The sequence below is a fragment of the Luteibacter aegosomatis genome (assembly GCF_023078455.1).
Lineage (GTDB): Bacteria > Pseudomonadota > Gammaproteobacteria > Xanthomonadales > Rhodanobacteraceae > Luteibacter > Luteibacter aegosomatis.
Genome location: NZ_CP095740.1, coordinates 4,741,911 through 4,757,936 on the forward strand (window position 1 = coordinate 4,741,911; position 16,026 = coordinate 4,757,936).

General features: G+C 66.8%; 14 protein-coding genes. 6 read left to right on the forward strand and 8 right to left on the reverse strand.

Annotated elements, in window-relative coordinates:
* Together L2Y94_RS21150 and rbsB are read left to right on the forward strand one after the other, a co-directional pair.
* Entirely contained in the window at window positions 1-942 is a 942-nt protein-coding gene (locus L2Y94_RS21150) for an ABC transporter permease subunit (protein WP_247371999.1), read from the forward strand.
* A gap of 19 nt (window positions 943-961) precedes the next feature.
* Window positions 962-1,897 (forward strand): ribose ABC transporter substrate-binding protein RbsB, encoded by a 936-nt coding sequence (gene rbsB, locus L2Y94_RS21155; RefSeq protein WP_247372002.1) that lies wholly within the window; start codon window positions 962-964, stop codon window positions 1,895-1,897.
* A gap of 170 nt (window positions 1,898-2,067) precedes the next feature.
* Here the strand turns inward: rbsB and L2Y94_RS21160 are convergent, their stop codons facing one another.
* Window positions 2,068-4,455 carry a DNA translocase FtsK gene (locus L2Y94_RS21160; protein WP_283248502.1) on the reverse strand — a complete coding sequence of 796 codons (2,388 nt, stop codon included), beginning with the start codon at window positions 4,453-4,455 and terminating at the stop codon, window positions 2,068-2,070.
* A 277-nt stretch (window positions 4,456-4,732) separates the two neighbouring features.
* Here L2Y94_RS21160 and L2Y94_RS21170 point away from each other — a divergent pair, with 277 nt between their 5' ends.
* A complete protein-coding gene (locus L2Y94_RS21170) occupies window positions 4,733-6,442 on the forward strand; it encodes a PQQ-dependent sugar dehydrogenase (protein ID WP_247372005.1) in 1,710 nt (569 codons plus the stop codon).
* A 106-nt stretch (window positions 6,443-6,548) separates the two neighbouring features.
* Here L2Y94_RS21170 and L2Y94_RS21175 read toward each other — a convergent pair whose 3' ends face one another.
* Window positions 6,549-7,343 (reverse strand): SDR family NAD(P)-dependent oxidoreductase, encoded by a 795-nt coding sequence (locus L2Y94_RS21175; protein ID WP_247372008.1) that lies wholly within the window; start codon window positions 7,341-7,343, stop codon window positions 6,549-6,551.
* A gap of 133 nt (window positions 7,344-7,476) precedes the next feature.
* Between L2Y94_RS21175 and L2Y94_RS21180 the strand changes: the two genes are divergently transcribed.
* Window positions 7,477-7,884, forward strand: coding sequence for a winged helix-turn-helix transcriptional regulator (locus tag L2Y94_RS21180; protein ID WP_247372011.1), 408 nt, complete (start codon window positions 7,477-7,479; stop codon window positions 7,882-7,884).
* Between the two features lie 108 nt (window positions 7,885-7,992).
* Here L2Y94_RS21180 and L2Y94_RS21185 read toward each other — a convergent pair whose 3' ends face one another.
* Both L2Y94_RS21185 and L2Y94_RS21190 read right to left on the reverse strand, forming a co-directional pair.
* The gene (locus L2Y94_RS21185) at window positions 7,993-8,706 is read right to left on the reverse strand and encodes a DUF6624 domain-containing protein (protein ID WP_247372014.1); all 714 of its coding nucleotides are present in this window, start codon (window positions 8,704-8,706) and stop codon (window positions 7,993-7,995) included.
* Between the two features lie 55 nt (window positions 8,707-8,761).
* Window positions 8,762-9,823 carry an NAD(P)-dependent alcohol dehydrogenase gene (locus tag L2Y94_RS21190; RefSeq protein ID WP_247372016.1) on the reverse strand — a complete coding sequence of 354 codons (1,062 nt, stop codon included), beginning with the start codon at window positions 9,821-9,823 and terminating at the stop codon, window positions 8,762-8,764.
* 115 nt (window positions 9,824-9,938) lie between these two features.
* Between L2Y94_RS21190 and L2Y94_RS21195 the strand changes: the two genes are divergently transcribed.
* Both L2Y94_RS21195 and L2Y94_RS21200 read left to right on the forward strand, forming a co-directional pair.
* Window positions 9,939-10,850 carry a LysR family transcriptional regulator gene (locus L2Y94_RS21195; RefSeq protein WP_247372019.1) on the forward strand — a complete coding sequence of 304 codons (912 nt, stop codon included), beginning with the start codon at window positions 9,939-9,941 and terminating at the stop codon, window positions 10,848-10,850.
* 107 nt (window positions 10,851-10,957) lie between these two features.
* Entirely contained in the window at window positions 10,958-12,181 is a 1,224-nt protein-coding gene (locus L2Y94_RS21200) for an MFS transporter (protein ID WP_247372022.1), read from the forward strand.
* A gap of 32 nt (window positions 12,182-12,213) precedes the next feature.
* Here L2Y94_RS21200 and mnmE read toward each other — a convergent pair whose 3' ends face one another.
* From mnmE to rpmH, 4 genes are all read right to left on the reverse strand, one after another.
* Complete coding sequence (mnmE, locus tag L2Y94_RS21205; protein WP_247372024.1) at window positions 12,214-13,545, reverse strand: tRNA uridine-5-carboxymethylaminomethyl(34) synthesis GTPase MnmE; 1,332 nt, start codon at window positions 13,543-13,545, stop codon at window positions 12,214-12,216.
* 4 nt (window positions 13,546-13,549) lie between these two features.
* The gene (gene yidC, locus L2Y94_RS21210) at window positions 13,550-15,238 is read right to left on the reverse strand and encodes a membrane protein insertase YidC (protein ID WP_247372026.1); all 1,689 of its coding nucleotides are present in this window, start codon (window positions 15,236-15,238) and stop codon (window positions 13,550-13,552) included.
* 68 nt (window positions 15,239-15,306) lie between these two features.
* A complete protein-coding gene (gene rnpA / locus L2Y94_RS21215) occupies window positions 15,307-15,687 on the reverse strand; it encodes a ribonuclease P protein component (protein WP_247372029.1) in 381 nt (126 codons plus the stop codon).
* A gap of 14 nt (window positions 15,688-15,701) precedes the next feature.
* Window positions 15,702-15,836 carry a 50S ribosomal protein L34 gene (gene rpmH / locus L2Y94_RS21220; RefSeq protein WP_045828244.1) on the reverse strand — a complete coding sequence of 45 codons (135 nt, stop codon included), beginning with the start codon at window positions 15,834-15,836 and terminating at the stop codon, window positions 15,702-15,704.
* Window positions 15,837-16,026: the final 190 nt, after the last annotated feature.

The following is a 16,026-nucleotide window of genomic DNA, read 5'->3' on the forward strand; positions in this document are numbered from 1 at the left end:
ATGACCCAAGTGAACTGGAGCCGCGTGGCTCCGCTGCTCCAACGCCTCGGTTCGGTGATCGGCCTGCTGCTGCTCTTCATCGTTCTCTCGGTGATGAGCCCCGACTTCCTCACCACCGGCAACCTGCTCTCCGTGCTGCGTCAGGTGTCGATCAACGCGTTGATCGCCTTCGGCATGACCTTCGTGATCCTCGCCGGCGGCATCGATCTTTCCGTCGGCGCGATCCTCGCGCTCACCGGTGCGGTCACCGCGGGCCTCATGGCCGCCGGCCACGGCATCGTGCTGTCGATGGGGGCCGGCCTGGGCCTGGGCCTCGTGCTGGGCATGGTCAACGGCGCGCTGGTGTCGTGGGGCAAGGTGGCGCCGTTCATCGCCACGCTCGGCACCATGACGCTGTTGCGCGGCCTCACCCTGGTCTATACGCAAGGCACCCCGATCCCCGTCACCGACGCCGGTTTCGCCTTGCTCGGCGGCGGTTACCTCGCCCACCTCATTCCGCTGCCGGTGGTGTGGATGTTCGTGGTCTTCGCGATATGCGGCTTCCTGCTGCGCGGCACCGTGTTCGGCCGCCACGTGGTCGCGATCGGCGGCAACGAAGAAGCGGCGCGACTCTCGGGCGTGCGCCTGGCGCCGATGAAGCTGGCCATCTATGGCCTGTCCGGCCTGCTGTCGGCCGTCGCGGGCGTGGTACTCACCTCGCGACTGTATTCCGCGCAGGCTACGGCGGGCGCGGGTTACGAACTGGATGCCATCGCCTCGGTGGTGCTCGGAGGCACCAGCCTCGCGGGCGGCCGCGGCTGGCTGTTCGGCACCCTGGTCGGCGCGCTGCTGATCGGTTTCCTCAACAACGGCTTGAACCTGCTCGGCGTAAGTTCGTTCTACCAGCAGGTCGTCAAGGGCATCGTCATCCTGATCGCCGTCCTGCTCGATCGGCGCCAGTAATCACACGAGGGACACTCCCATGCGCAAACTCCACTTTCTCGCCGCCGCCGCGGCCACGCTCCTCGCCGCCTGTTCGCAGCAGGGCCCCGGCGAATCGGCGCCTTCGTCCGCCTCCACGGCCGGCGGTGCCGCGCCGTCGGGCACGCCCGTCGTAGGCCTGGCGCTGTCCACGCAGAACAATCCCTTCTTCGTCGAACTGAAGAACGGTGCCGAGAGCGCCGCCAAGTCGGCCGGCGTGCAGTTGGTGGTGGTCGACGCGCAGGACGACCCCGCGCGACAGATTTCCAGCGTGGAAGACCTGATCCAGAAACACGTTTCGGTCATCCTGCTCAATCCCACCGACTCCTCGGCGTTGGCCGGTGCCGTGCAGTCCGCGCAGCGCGCCAACATCCCGGTGATCACGCTCGATCGCGGCGTCGACGGTGCGGAGGTGGCCTCGCACATCGCGTCGGACAACATCGCCGGAGGCAAGATGGCCGCCGACTTCCTCGCCAAGCAGCTCGACGGCAAGGGCAACATCATCGAGCTGCAGGGTGTGGCCGGTACCTCGGCGGCGCGCGAGCGCGGCAAGGGCTTCGACGACGCGATCGCCGCGACCGGCATGAAGATCGTGGCCCAGCAGCCGGCCAACTTCGATCGCGCGCAGGGCCTTTCGGTGAGCGAGAACCTGCTGCAGGCGCATGGTGACGTGCAGGCGATCTTCGCCCAGAACGACGAGATGGCGCTCGGCGCGGTGCAGGCGCTCGCGGGCAAGAACAAGAAGGTGCTCGTCGTCGGTTTCGACGGCACGCCCGACGGCAAGGCCGCGGTGCAGAACGGCGGCATGGCCGCCACCGTCGCGCAGCAGCCGGAGGAGATCGGCAAGCTCGGCGTGGAAACGGCGAAGAAGCTGATCGACAAGCAGCCGGTGGAGAAGACCATCGCGGTGCCGTTGAAGCTCCTTACCAAGGAGTGATCGGAAAACCGTAGCGGCGTGGTCGCGAAGACCGCGCGCCAGGCGCTGGATTCCCGCGTGCGCAAGAATGACGGTAGGTCGCTTCGAGGCACCTACCCCTCACGTCGTTCCCGCGAACGCGGGAACCCAGCGCCTCTCGTCAGAGGGCGCGGCAACCCGTCTACGGCACTTCAATCCTGTGGCGCAGGCGCGATCACTTCGCGCTGCCCGTTGATCCCCATCGGCGACACGATCCCCGCGCTCTCCATCGCCTCCACCAGCCGCGCCGCGCGGTTGTAGCCGATGCGGAACTGCCGCTGCACGAACGAGATCGACGCACGGCGCGTGCGCAGCACGAACGCAGCCGCTTCGTCGTAGAGCGGATCCAGCTCCGCATCCACGCCATCCTCGCCGGGCTCGCCCTCCATCGCCTCGCTCGGCGGACCGGCGAGGATCTCGTCCTTGTAATCCGGCTCGCCGAACTGCTTGAGCCAGGCCACGACGCGATGCACTTCCTCGTCGGCGACGAACGCGCCGTGGATGCGCTGTGGATAACCCGTGCCCGGCGGCAGGAACAGCATGTCGCCCTGGCCGAGCAGGCTCTCCGCGCCCATCTGGTCGAGGATGGTGCGCGAATCGATCTTCGACGACACCTGGAAGGCCACGCGCGTGGGGATGTTCGCCTTGATGAGGCCGGTGATCACGTCGACCGACGGACGCTGCGTGGCGAGGATCAGGTGGATGCCGGCGGCGCGCGCCTTCTGCGCCAGCCGCGCGATGAGTTCTTCGATCTTCTTGCCCGCGACCATCATGAGGTCGGCCAGCTCGTCGATCACCACCACGATGGTCGGCAACGTATCCAGGTGTTCGGGCACTTCCGGATGCGCGGGAAACGGATTGAACAGCGGCTTGCCCATGGCGCGCGCCTCGCGCACCTTCTGGTTGAAGCCGGCGAGGTTTCGCACGCGCAGCTCGGACATGAGCCGGTAGCGGTTTTCCATTTCCGCCACGCACCAGTTGAGCGCATTGGCGGCGAGCTTCATGTCGGTGACCACGGGCGCCAGCAGGTGCGGAATGCCCTCGTACACCGAAAGCTCGAGCATCTTCGGGTCGATCATGATCATGCGCACGTCTTCGGGCGTGGCCTTGTACAGCATCGACAGGATCATGGCGTTCACCGCCACCGACTTGCCCGAGCCCGTGGTGCCCGCCACGAGCATGTGCGGTGCTTTCGCCAGGTCCGCCACCACCGGTTCGCCGGTGATGCCCTTGCCCATGGCGAGCGTGAGCCAGGAATCCGATTCGCGGTATTCGCCCGAATCGAGGATCTCCGACAACGCGATCATCTGCCGCTGTTCGTTGGGCAGCTCCAGGCCCATGCACGTCTTGCCGGGGATGGTTTCCACCACGCGGATGGAGCTGCGGCCCAGGCCGCGGGCGAGGTCTTTCATGAGCGCCACGATCTGGTTGCCGCGCACGCCCACCGCCGGCTCCACTTCGTAGCGGGTGATGACCGGACCGGCGGACGCGCCGACCACCTGTACCGGCACCTTGAACTCGCGCAAGCGCTGCTCGATCAGTTCGCCCGTTTCCATGAGTTCGCCGTCGGAGACGGCCATGGCCGCATGCGTCGCCGGTGCAAGCAAGCTCAACGGCGGAAGGCTCACCGAGCTGGCCGTAGCCGCGCGAAGCGCGCGCACCGGCGTGAGCGTGACGACGCGCTGCGTGGGCACGGGCGCATCGGCTTCGTCGTTCGCCGCGATCGCGAAACGGGACACCGGGGCCACGGGCGGCGAGGGCGGAAGTTCATGGATCACGGGCTCGTCGACCACAGGTGCCGTGAACACCGGCGCGACGGGCGGCGTGTCGATCGCCGCCTGTTCGGCTTCTTCCGCCGTCGCCTGGGCCATCGCCTTCGGCGCCAGCCAGGGCTCGCGGATCACGGTATCGGCTTGTACACGATGACGCGGCGGTACCGGCGTGGCGAACGACGGACGCGGCGTCGGCGCGTTCACCGGCTCGGAACGTACCGGCTGGCTGCGCGCCGCTTCCACGCGAACGGGTTTCTTCGACGGCGTGCGCGGCGGCGAGGCCTTGACCCGACGGCGCGTGTCCTGCCGGCGCACCGCGCCGGACGTGCGGCGCGTGCCGCCACGGTGGTCCCGTCGCGACACCATGCGACCGGTGAGGGCGATGGCCAGCACGCCCACGGGCTCGAGCACGCGGGTGATACGCGAAAGCGAATCGCCCCAGGACACGCCGAGGTACCAGGGCAGGGCGATGATCCAGAGCGCCAGCGCGACCAGCGCCGCAGGCACGGCCATGGGGGCGAACGTCGTGCCCAGCCAGTGGCATACCACGCCGCCGACGTTCGGGTCGTCGGTGAAATGGGTGATCACCAACCCCTCGAGGGACGCACTCGCGGTCAGCACCAGGACGAAGCCTGCCCAGAAACGGATGGCGCCCGGCCCCACGGTCGGCGGCCGACGGCGACGTACGAGCGCCGCGCCGATGCGCCAGAGCAGGGGTAGCAACCAGAGAGTGGAAAGTCCGAACGCGCCGAAGACGAAAGAAGCCATGCCTTATCGCAGGTGGAGAATCGAGCGAGGGCCGTAGTTTAGCGTGCATTCGTGCGACGTGCGGCGTGAGTTCACGCTAAGCCGCTGTCGGGACTGAGGCAACCCGGCACGTCATCACATCGGCTCGAATCGCGCCGTGAAGCCAGTGTGGTCGTAAGCCATCACACGAAGGAACTGCGAGCCGGTCGTGATTTTCCGCATCCTGGCTCTTTTTGGTCAAAAAACCACCGGCGTCCTGTCGTAGCTTTTCGCGACCTTCCCCCAGCCGGAGCCTGTCATGCGTCGTGTTTCGCCGATCGTGTACGTGCTTGCCGGGGCGCTCGCCGCCCCCTGTGCCTTCGCCCAGACCGCGCCGACCAACCTGGCGCTGAACCGCCCCGTCACCGCCAGCAGCACCGAGAACCCCGTGGCGTTCAAGGCCGCCAACGCCAACGACGGCCGGACCGACACGCGCTGGTCGTCGGCGTTCTCCGATCCGCAGTGGATCTACGTCGATCTCGGCAGCACGCAAGCCGTGAACCGCGTGGTGCTCGATTGGGAGAACGCCCACGCCGTGTCCTACCGCATCGAGACCTCCACCGACGGCCAGGCCTGGAATACCGTATCCAGCCAGGCGAACGGCAAGGGCGGCATCGAGACGGTGGACTTCGCCACGGCGCAGGCACGTTTCGTGCGCATGACGGGCCTCACCCGCAATACGCAGTACGGCTACTCGCTGCACGAGTTCCAGGTGTTCGGCACGGGCGAGAGCACGCCGACCGATCCGACCGATCCCACGGATCCCACCGACCCGACCAACCCGGGCACGGGCCCCGCCACCTCGTACAACGCACGCGTCACCGGCGCGCAGACCGAACCGGCCGCCCCCTTCGTCATCGCCGACGTGGCCGCGTTCAACAATCCCTGGGGCCTGGATTTCCTCCCCGACGGGCGCGTCGTGGTCACCGAGAAGAGCGACCACATGTACGTCGTGACGGCGTCGGGTGCCAAGACCTCCATCGGCGGATTGCCCGTGTCGGTCGGCGCCAACGGGGGCGGCGGGCAGAGCGGCCTGCACGACGTGGCCGCCTCGCCGACCTTCGCCCAGGACCACACGCTGTGGTTCAGTTACGTGGCCAAGGCCGCCGACGGTAACAACCACCTCACGCTCGCCAAGGCGCGGCTCGACGAGTCGGCCCAGGGCGCGTCACTCGCCAACCTCACCATCGTCTGGCAGGAACCCTCGACCTGGTCGGTGCGTGGACAGCCCGGCGCGCGCATCGCCTTCGCGCCCGACGGCCAGCACGTGTTTCTCTCCGTAGGCGACGGCGACATCCCCGATGCGAAGGGCGATCGCGGTTCGCAGGCGCAGATGCCGGACACCGGCCTGGGCAAGATCATCCGCCTGAACCTCGACGGCAGCACGCCCTCCGACAACCCGAACGGCTCACAGCCGGGCATCGTCGGCCAGATCTGGGCCACGGGTTTCCGCAATCCTTACGGGCTGGCCTTCAGCGCCGACGGCAAGCTGTGGGAAACCGAGATGGGGCCGTCTTCCGGCGACGAGTTCAACCTCATCGTGAAGGGCGGCAACTACGGGTGGCCGTTGGTCAGCAACGGCAACCACTATCCCAGCGATGCCTACATGCCCGGCCAGCCGTATCCCCGCCACGACAGCGCGCCGCAGTTCGTGCAGCCCGCGGCCTACTGGGGCTGGTTCCCCACCACCAACTCGATGTCGCCTTCGGGGCTGGCGTTCTACAACGGCAACCTCTTCCCGCAGTGGAAGGGCTCGGCGCTACTCGGTTCCACCTCGTCGATCGCGCTGTATCGCGTGATCCTCGATGCGCAGGGTAACGTCACGGGCGTGGAACGGTATGGGCGCGATGCCAACGGCGTGTATACCGGCAGCGTGCGTGCGCTGAAGGTATCGCCGTTCGACGGAAGCATCTGGTACGTGCGTGGCGGCAGCGACGGTGAGCTGCGGCGGATCACGCCGAAGTCGTAAGCCTCGCTTCGCACCGGATCGCGGACAGGGTCCGCTCCCGCCCTTCGGTAGAGAGTCTCCTACCGGGTGGGAGCGGGCCCTGTCCGCGATCGATCTTGCGACACCGTCAGCCGCGATAGCGCTCCGCCACGTCCTTGTTCGACAGGTTCGGCAACATCGCCATCCGCGCCTTCTCGTACGCCAGGTACAGTGATTCATCGTGCAGCGGCGGAATCGTCACCAGCTCGCCCATGTCGTAACCGCGCAAGGCGGCATCCACCAGGTCGGCCGTCTCCATCACCTTGCCCGGCAGCAACGTGTCGATGTCCTTGCCCGACTTCTCCCAGATCTCGGTACGCGTCGCGCCCGGGGCCACCACCTGCACGCGCACGTTCGTGCCCTTCAACTGGGCGGCGAGGCTGTGGGTGATGTTCACCAGGTGCGCCTTGCTGCCGCTGTAGATGCCGTCGAACATTTCGGGTCCGAACGCCAGCACCGAGGCGATGTTGATGATGCCGCCCGCGTTGCGTGCCTTGAAGGCCTTGGCTGCCACGGCGGAGAGGAGGGTGGGAGCGGTGATGTTGATGGTGAGCAGCTGCTCGATCTTCGCCGAATCGTTGTCGAGGAAGCTTCCGGCCAACGATATGCCCGCGTTGTTGACCAGCAGGGTGATCGAGCCATCGGTCGCCAGTCGCTGCTCGACGGCGGCGATGTCCTCGCGCAGGGACAGGTCGGCGCGCAGCACCTCCACCTTGCGGCCGGTGCGGTCGGTGATCTTCTTCGCCACGGCCTCGAGGGCCTCTTTGCGGCGGGCAACCAGGATCAGGTCATAGCCGCGATCGGCCAGCCGGTCGGCATAGATTTCGCCGATGCCCGTGGAAGCGCCCGTTACCAGGGCCGTGCCTTTGTTCGATGCCGTCATGGGGTCTCTCCGTATCAGTTGATTGCAAATTGATAGTGACAACGTTGCGATACGATAGTGACGTTGCTACCATAATGCAATGGACCCCGAGAAACTTTCTTCCGGCACCTGCCCCATCTCCCGTGGCCTAGCCATGGTGGGAGATGCCTGGAGCGCCCTGATCCTGCGCGACGCCAGCCGCGGGATGACCCAGTTCGACCAATTCCGCACCAGCCTGGGCATCGCGCCCAACATCCTTTCCCGCCGCCTGAAGTCGCTGACCGAGGCAGGCGTGCTGGAAAAGCGGCGCTACAGCGAGCGCCCGCCGCGCGACGAATACGTGCTGACCGAGGCAGGCCGGGAATTCATCCCGATCCTGGCCGCCATGGGCGAATGGGGTCGCCGATACAACGGTGGGGGCACGCCCTTGAGTTGCCTCGTGGCGAACGACACGGGTGAACAGGTGCGCGCGAAGGTGATCGACGGCATCAGCGGTCGCCCCTTCGGTGAGGTGTCGATGCGTCTGGTGCTGCCCGATGTCGATGTTCCGGAAATTTCTTAAATTTTCGGTTGCGGCGCTTAACCTGAAAAATAAGAAACTCGGTAGCGCAGTGTCGCGCCATACGGCGCGAGATGGGTTTCGCTCACCCGTTGCAACGGCTCGGCGGATTCAATGTGCCGGGGCTTGCGATGAACCGGCATAGACGACTTTCAACATGCACGCGTAATCGTCGCTCGGCATGAGATCCATGCTGGCGCGACGAGCCTCGAGGTGCGCGGGATCTTCGGTCGGCTGCAGCTTCATGGCCGACAGGTCGCCCGGCGTATTCGACTGGTACTGGGTACCGTAGCGTTGCGGTTTACCCTCGGCGCGCAGCACGCGATCGATGAGCATCGCGACGTCGCCCTGGGGCAACTCGCCCCGTTTGGCCGCGGCCATGATCGGCTCGAGCATCGAGGACTGGAACGCGTGGTCGCCGTCGGCATGCTGCACGAGCAGGAAGGCCTCCTCGACGCCGTTCCTGCCGACCTGTGCCGCCGAGGGAAAACCCTTGGCGAATCGCCGCTTCATCCAGGCAAGGTTGTCGCGATCGATCGCGAGCATGTGCTCGGTCTGGGGTTTGGCGCCCTGCGCTTCGATCCACGCACGACGGGCGGCAACGTCGGTATCGTGGTGCGCGTGCAGTTCGTCGCGAAACGCGGGGTCGAGAGCGCCCTTTGGCGGAGGCGTTTTCTTCGCATGCGCGGCGGCCATGCGATCCATCCAGGCCTGCGCCGAGGGGCATTGCGCCCGTATGGCATCGTCCTGCGCATCGGCGCATGCGGGTAGCGAAGCGAGACACAGCGTTGCCGCGAGCGCGCGACGAGCGAAGCGATGCGTCATGCCTACCTCCCTGTCAGGTTCCGGGGCCGATCGCCGACCCCGGAATCCAGGTGGCTCAGCCCTTGGGCATGGTAGCCATGTCGATGACGAAGCGGTAGCGCACGTCGTTCTTCACCAGGCGCTTGTAGGTCTCGTTGATCGAGGCCATGTCGACCAGTTCGATGTCGGACACGATGTTGTGCTCGGCGCAGAAGTCCATCATCTCCTGCGTTTCCGCCATGCCGCCGATCGCCGAGCCGGCGATGGTACGGCGCGGCAGCATGAGGCTGCCGCCGATCACGCCGTCGAGCGGGGTGAGCGCGCCGACCAGCACCATGGTGCCGTCGAGCTTGAGCAACGACGTATAGGGATTGATGTCGTGCGATACCGGCACCGTGTTGAGCAGGAAGTCGAAGCTGGACGCGGCCTTCTGCATCGCATCGGCATCGGTGGAGATCAGCACCGCGTCGGCGCCGAGCTTCTTCGCGTCGTCACCCTTGCTCGGGGAGGTGGTGATCATCGTCACGTGCGCGCCCATCGCCTTGGCGAACTTGACGCCCATGTGGCCGAGGCCGCCCAGGCCGATGACGCCGACCTTCTGGCCCGGACCCACCTTCCAGTGACGCAGCGGCGAATACGTGGTGATGCCCGCGCAGAGCAGGGGCGCCACGGCCTTGAGGTCGAGCTTCTCGGAGATCTTCACCGCGAAACGCTCTTCCACCACGATGGCGGTGGAGTAACCGCCCTGGGTCACCGTCTTCCGGTCCTGCTCGGTGCCGTTGTAGGTGAAGCTGGTATGCACCTGGCAGTACTGCTCGAGATCGCGCTTGCACGACTCGCACTCACGGCAGGAATCGACCATGCAGCCGACGCCGGCCAGGTCGCCCACCTTGAACTTCTTCACGTTCGGGCCGACGGCCACCACGCGGCCGACGATCTCGTGGCCCGGCACCATCGGGAAGTTCTCGGCCGGGGCGTTGCCCCAATCGTTGCGCGCCTGGTGCAGGTCGGAGTGGCAAATGCCGCTGTAAAGGATCTCGATGTGGATGTCCGTCGCGCCGACGTCGCGGCGGCTGAACGTGTAGGGCACGAGGTCGGAGGTCGCGTCTTTCGCGGCGAAACCGTGGACTTCAAACATGGGGCACACCCTCTTGGTGACTGGAACGACAGGGAACCCTGGAACAATAATCCTTCAACAATAGAATGGTCCAACGGGATTTCTGGGATGTACCGTTGAGGTAATCTGCACAATCATGCAGCCCGATAACCTTTCCCACCTCGCGGCCTTCGCCGCCGTCGCCCGCCACGCCAGCTTCCGCAAGGCGGGCGCGGAGTTGGCCCTGTCCACGTCGGCGATCAGCTACGCCATTCGCGGCCTGGAAGAGCGGCTCGGCGTGGTCCTGTTCCATCGGACCACGCGCAGCGTTTCCCTGACGGAGGCCGGACGGCGCCTGTTCGAGCGCCTGCAGCCGGCCCTGCGCGATGTGAGCGACGCCCTCGGCGAAATGAACGATTTCCGGGCCAAGCCGGCGGGCAACCTCAGGATCAACATGCCGCGCACCGCCGCCCAGCTGCTGCTGCCGCCGTTGTTGTCGGTCTTCCTGAGGCGCTACCCCGACATCCACTTCGAGGCGGTCGACAACGACGGTCTGATCGACATCGTGGCCGACGGCTACGACGCGGGCATCCGCCTGCACGAGGTGGTGCCCGAGGACATGGTGGCCGTGCCCTTCGGGCCGCCGCAGCGCATGGCCTGCGTGGCCACGCCTGCCTACTTGGCCGAACGGGGCGTCCCGCGGCATCCCTACGAACTGGCCACCCACGACTGCATCCGCTACCGCTTCCCCAGCGGGCGCATCTACAAGTGGGAGTTCGAACAGGGCGAGACCCGGCTGGAGATCGACGTGCGCGGTCGCTGCACGTTCGGCGACCTCGGCTATTGCGCCGACGCCGCGGCATCCGGCGTCGGCATCGCCATGGTGCTCGAGGACCAGGTCATCGATCACCTGCGCGACGGGCGCCTCGCGCGGCTGCTGGACGACTGGTGCCCGCCCTATCCCGGTTACATGCTGTACTACCCGCGCCAGCGACGCGTCACCTCGGCGCTGAGGGCGTTCATCGATCTTCTGCGTGAGCTGGGGCCCGGGCTGGGTCGCCTTTCATGAACCCGATTCAACGTCACGTGTAGCGAACTCGGCGCCGAAACGCCGTATCCTTAGGCATGTCGCGGTGCAACATCGCATCGCCCGCTCCCATTTCCCGAGATCCCACGATGTCCTCGTCCCCTGTGTCCCAACGGGTGGCCCCGCCCGTTCGCGCGCCCCATGTCGGCCTGGTGATCCTCGCCCTGGCCGTGGGCGGTTTCGCCATCGGCACCACCGAGTTCGCCTCGATGAGCATGCTGCCGCTGTTCGCCGAAGGCCTCGGCATCGACGCGCCGACGGCCGGCCATGCGATCAGCGCGTACGCGCTGGGTGTGGTGGTCGGTGCCCCGGTGATCACGGTGATCGGCGCGCGCCTGCCGCGCCGCCGACTGCTGCTGTTGCTGATGGCGATGTTCACGGTGTTCAACGGCCTGACCGGCTTGTCACCCACGTATCACTGGATGCTGCTGTTCCGTTTTCTCGCCGGGTTGCCGCATGGCGCCTACTTCGGCGTGGCGGCACTGGTAGCCAGCTCGCTCGTGCCGCCCAACCGGCGTACGCGCGCGGTGGGCCAGATGTTCCTCGGCCTCACCGTCGCCACCATCGCCGGCGTGCCGCTGGCGAGCTGGCTGGGCCAGGCCGTGGGCTGGCGTTGGAGCTTCGCGCTGGTGGCGGTGCTGGGCCTGATGACGATGAGCGCGGTCTTCGCGTTCGCACCGAATCCGCCGGCCGATTCGCAAGCGAGCCCGCTGCGCGAACTCGGTGCGCTGAAGCGTCCACAGGTGTGGATCACCCTCGGCATCGGCGCCATCGGTTTCGGCGGCATGTTCGCGGTGTACACCTATCTGGCCGATATCCTGCTGCGCGTGACGCACATGCCACTCGGCGCGGTGCCCTGGATCATGGGCGTATTCGGCGTGGGCCTCACCCTCGGCAACATGATCGTACCGGTCTTCGCCGATCGCGCCTTGATGCGCACGGCCGGCGCGTTGCTGGTCTGGGCGCTCGTCATGCTCGCCGTCTTTCCCTTCGCTGCGGGCAACGTATGGACGCTCGGCACGATGGTGTTCCTCATCGGCATCAGTGGCGCGCTCGCCACCGTGTTGCAGACGCGGCTGATGGACGTCGCCGGCGACGCGCAGGCGTTGGCTGCGGCGCTCAACCATTCGGCATTCAACACGGCGAACGCGCTGGGTCCCTTCCTCGGCGGCCTCGCGATCGCCAATGGCTACGGCTGGACGTCGCCGGCCTGGGTCGGTAGCGGCCTGGCCGTGTGCGGTTTGCTGTTGTGGAGCGTGTCGGTGGCGATGGATCGCCGGGGTGCGGAAGCCGCCACGGCGGAAACCTGCTGATCACGGTGCCCGCTCGATACTCCGCGCTTGCGTCACTTTCCTATGCAGAAAGACCCGAAGATCGCGCCCAGCAGATCGTCCGAGGAGTAGGTTCCCGTAAGCTCACCGAGCGCCTGCTGTGCCTGACGCAGTTCTTCGGCGGCCAGTTCGCCCGCGCGGGTATCGTGAAGCGCGGCGGCCGTTCGGCGGAGATGATCGTGAACCCGTTCCAGAGCCGCCACGTGGCGGCGACGGGCACTGAAGGCGCCTTCACCGGCACCGGCGGTAGCGAGTTCCTTCAACACGGTTCGTAGCGTGTCGAGGCCTTCGCCGGTGTGAGCCGACAGCCACAAGGTGTCACCTTCGTGGCGCGCGGCGATGCGGCCGATGTCGATCTTGTTGACGACGGTGATGCGTGCCGCGTGTTCGGGGGTGCCGTCGAAGAAGGCGCGGTCGGCATCCGCGTGTTCGGCATCGGTCACGAGCAGCGCGACGTCGCAACGCTCGAGTTGCGCGCGCGCGCGGCGGATGCCCTCGCGTTCCACCATGTCGTCCGAGTCGCGAAGGCCCGCCGTGTCGGCCAGTTCCAGGGCAACGCCGTCGATGTGGATGGCTTCACGCAACACATCGCGCGTGGTACCCGCGACGTCGGTGACGATCGCGCGCTCCTGGCCTGCCAACGCGTTGAGCAGGCTCGACTTGCCCGCGTTCGGGCGGCCGACGATGGCGACGGCGATGCCGTCGTTGAGGCGAACGCCGCGACGGGTTTCGATCAGCAGTTCGTCGAGATGCGCGCGAAGTGCGGCAAGGTTGTCGGCAACGACTGGGTCGGCGAGGAAATCGATCTCCTCCTCGGGAAAATCGATGGCCGCCTCGATGTGCACGCGCAGCCCGATGAGTTCGGCGAGCAACTCGTCCACGCGCGCGGAGAACACCCCTTCCATCGAACGCAACGCCGCGCGCGCACCGGCACGCGACGTAGCCGCGACGAGATCGGCCACGGCCTCGGCCTGGGCGAGATCGAGCTTGCCGTTGAGGAACGCGCGTTCGGTGAATTCGCCCGGCCTCGCGAGGCGCGCGCCGAGTTCGATGCAACGGCGGAGCAGGGCGTCGAGCAGGACGGCGCTGCCGTGGCCTTGCAGTTCCACCACGTGTTCGCCGGTGTACGACGCCGGGGCCGGGAATGAGAGCAACAGGCCGCGATCGATCAACTCGCCATCGACGTCGCGGAACGCCGCGAAATGCGCATGCCGTGGCACGGGTTCGCGGCCGAGCAGGGTGGCGGCGATCGTCGGCGCGAGGGGACCGGAAACGCGAACGGCACCGACGCCCGCCGCGCCGGCGCCGGTGGCGATGGCCGCGATGGTGTCGGTGCCGTTTGTCATGCGTTTAGGCCGTGCGCGCCTTTTCGTGCGCGCGATCGACGCTGCGGTTGATCCACCACTGCTGGAGCAGGCTGGCGCCGCCGTTGACCGTCCAGTACAGCACCAGACCCGCCGGGAAGAAGGCGAAGAAGACGCCGAAGATCAACGGCATCACCTTCATCATCTTGGCCTGGGTGGGATCCATGCCCGCGGTGGACATCATCCGCTGCGTGAGCAGGGTGACGATGAAGTACAGCACCGGCAGCACGTAGAACGGATCGGGCGCCGAGAGATCGTGGATCCATCCGAAGAACGGCGCATGGCGCAGCTCAATGGATTCGGACAGCACGCGAAGCAGGCCGATGAAGATCGGGAAGGTGATCAGGATGGGCAGGCAGCCCGCCATCGGGTTGATCTTTTCCTTCTTGTACAGCTCCATCATCGCCTGCTGCATCTTCATGCGATCGTCGCCGTAACGCTCCTTGAGCGCCTGCACGCGCGGCTGCAGCTTGCGCATGCGCGCACCGGAACGGAACTGCGCGTCGGTGAGCTTGAAGAGGGCGGTCTTGATGATCAGCACGAGCAGGATGATCGCCACGCCCCAGTTGCCGCTGATCGCGTGGAGCTGCGAGAGCAGCCAGTGCAGCGGGGTGGCGATGATGGTCAGCCAGCCGTAGTTGGCGGTGAGGTCGAGACCCGGGGCGATGGCATCGAGCGTGCCCTGCAGCTTCGGACCGATGTACAGGCGAGCCGGGCTGTCCGCGCTCTGGCCCGGCTGTACCTGGATCGCGGGACCGAAGGCGCGCACGAGGTAACGCGGCGAGGCCGAATTCGGATCGACGATGGCCGTGCTGTAGGTGACGTTCTGGTCGGCCGGCGGAATCCACGCGGCGAAGAAATAGTGCTGCAGCATGCTGATCCAACCGCCGGTGAAGGCGCGGTTGAGCGGCTTCTTCGCGAAGTCGGTGACGAGCAGCGACTCGAACTTGTTCTCCGGGCTGTACCAGCCCGCGCCGAAGAAGCTGTGCTGGGCCGGGTCGGTGTAGCTCTTGAACCAGTTCGCCTTGGGCGGCGCGACGCGCTGCATCTGCTGATAGGCGTTGCCGGCCCATGCCGCCGACGAACCGTTCTCGATGTGCTGGTTGAAGTCGACCACGTACGCGCCGCGCTTGAGCGTGTAGCGCTTGGTCACCTTTACGCCGGAGGCGTCGGACCAGGTGAGGTCGAGGCTGACCGCCTCCTGGCCGTCGACGAGCTTCGCATCGGTCGTGCCGGCCTGGAAGAGGGCGCGATGGTCCGGCGCGGCGCCCGTGCTGCTCACCAGGCCGTCCTGCACGGCGAAGAAATCCGCTTCTTCGTCGTCGAGGAGGCGAGCCGGCGGCGGATTCGGATTTTTCTTGGTGACCGGCTCGCTCGGATAGGCCAGGAGGTCGGAGCGCACGACGCTGCCGCCGCGCGTGTCGATGGTCAGGCGCAACACGTCGTTGGACAGCGTGACGAGCTCGCCCTTGCCGGCCGACGATGCGCTGTCGGTGGGCACCGCGGCGGGAGCGCCGGCGCCCGGCACACCGCCGTCGGCGGACTTGGCCGTGTCGGTCTGCGCCGTGGCGGCCGGGGGCTGCGGATGCGGACCGTAGTCCTTCTGCCACTCGGTCCACAGCAGGTACGCCACGAACATGAGCGCGAAAATGAGGAACGTGCGCGTTTGATTCATCAGCTTGGGCCAGATCCGAATGGCGCCCGGTCAATCGACCGGGAAAGGCGGGAAGGGCTTGGAACAGGTCAACGCGCGATTGTGCCGTCCGCACCCTCGCGCTTCAACGGCCGGATGCGGCGCAACAGCCCGTCGAGCTCGGCGAGCAGCGTGGATCCCGGCTCGTTGACGGCCGTATCGCGGGCCATCACGAGGATGTCGACGGGCGGCAGGTCGGTGCGGACGCGGCGAAACGCCTCGCGCGCCAGGCGCTTGATCCGGTTGCGATCCACGGCGCGCTTGGAGCAACGCTTGGAAATCGCCAGGCCGAGCCGGGCGGTGCCGGCGTCGTTGTTTCCGAAGCGCAAAAGAAAACAGCGGCCGCCGAGGCGACCGCTGACTGTTCGCAACGCGGCGAAGTCGGCGGCGCGGCGAAGCCGCGCATCGCGCGGCAGGGCTGCGGCACGCACGACGGGCGAGCCGCTTACGGGATCAGGCGCTTGCGACCCTTCGCACGACGCGCGTTCAGGATCTTGCGGCCATCGGCGGTGGCCATGCGGGCGCGGAAGCCGTGGGTACGGGCGCGCTTGAGCTTGCTGGGCTGGTAAGTACGCTTCATGGCGCTTACATCCGGGTGAAGATGAAAAAGGAGCGGAATTATGCGCGACAATCCTTAGGACTGTCAAGCGCTTGGCTACGAGGGGTTTGCGAAGGCGCCATCGGCGGCACACCGAGAGGGGAGCGGAACACTGGTAGACTTCGTCGTCCACCCCGCGCGCACGCGCCCCTTTCCGTGGCAAGAATACCCG

Bases quoted from the DNA above. Each gene is read 5' to 3' on its own strand.
- L2Y94_RS21150 (WP_247371999.1), top strand. From the start codon at position 1: ATGACCCAAGTGAACTGGAGCCGCGTGGCTCCGCTGCTCCAACGCCTC.
- rbsB (WP_247372002.1), top strand. From the start codon at position 962: ATGCGCAAACTCCACTTTCTCGCCGCCGCCGCGGCCACGCTCCTCGCC.
- L2Y94_RS21160 (WP_283248502.1), bottom strand. From the start codon at position 4,455: ATGGCTTCTTTCGTCTTCGGCGCGTTCGGACTTTCCACTCTCTGGTTG.
- L2Y94_RS21170 (WP_247372005.1), top strand. From the start codon at position 4,733: ATGCGTCGTGTTTCGCCGATCGTGTACGTGCTTGCCGGGGCGCTCGCC.
- L2Y94_RS21175 (WP_247372008.1), bottom strand. From the start codon at position 7,343: ATGACGGCATCGAACAAAGGCACGGCCCTGGTAACGGGCGCTTCCACG.
- L2Y94_RS21180 (WP_247372011.1), top strand. From the start codon at position 7,477: ATGGTGGGAGATGCCTGGAGCGCCCTGATCCTGCGCGACGCCAGCCGC.
- L2Y94_RS21185 (WP_247372014.1), bottom strand. From the start codon at position 8,706: ATGACGCATCGCTTCGCTCGTCGCGCGCTCGCGGCAACGCTGTGTCTC.
- L2Y94_RS21190 (WP_247372016.1), bottom strand. From the start codon at position 9,823: ATGTTTGAAGTCCACGGTTTCGCCGCGAAAGACGCGACCTCCGACCTC.
- L2Y94_RS21195 (WP_247372019.1), top strand. From the start codon at position 9,939: ATGCAGCCCGATAACCTTTCCCACCTCGCGGCCTTCGCCGCCGTCGCC.
- L2Y94_RS21200 (WP_247372022.1), top strand. From the start codon at position 10,958: ATGTCCTCGTCCCCTGTGTCCCAACGGGTGGCCCCGCCCGTTCGCGCG.
- mnmE (WP_247372024.1), bottom strand. From the start codon at position 13,545: ATGACAAACGGCACCGACACCATCGCGGCCATCGCCACCGGCGCCGGC.
- yidC (WP_247372026.1), bottom strand. From the start codon at position 15,238: ATGAATCAAACGCGCACGTTCCTCATTTTCGCGCTCATGTTCGTGGCG.
- rpmH (WP_045828244.1), bottom strand. From the start codon at position 15,836: ATGAAGCGTACTTACCAGCCCAGCAAGCTCAAGCGCGCCCGTACCCAC.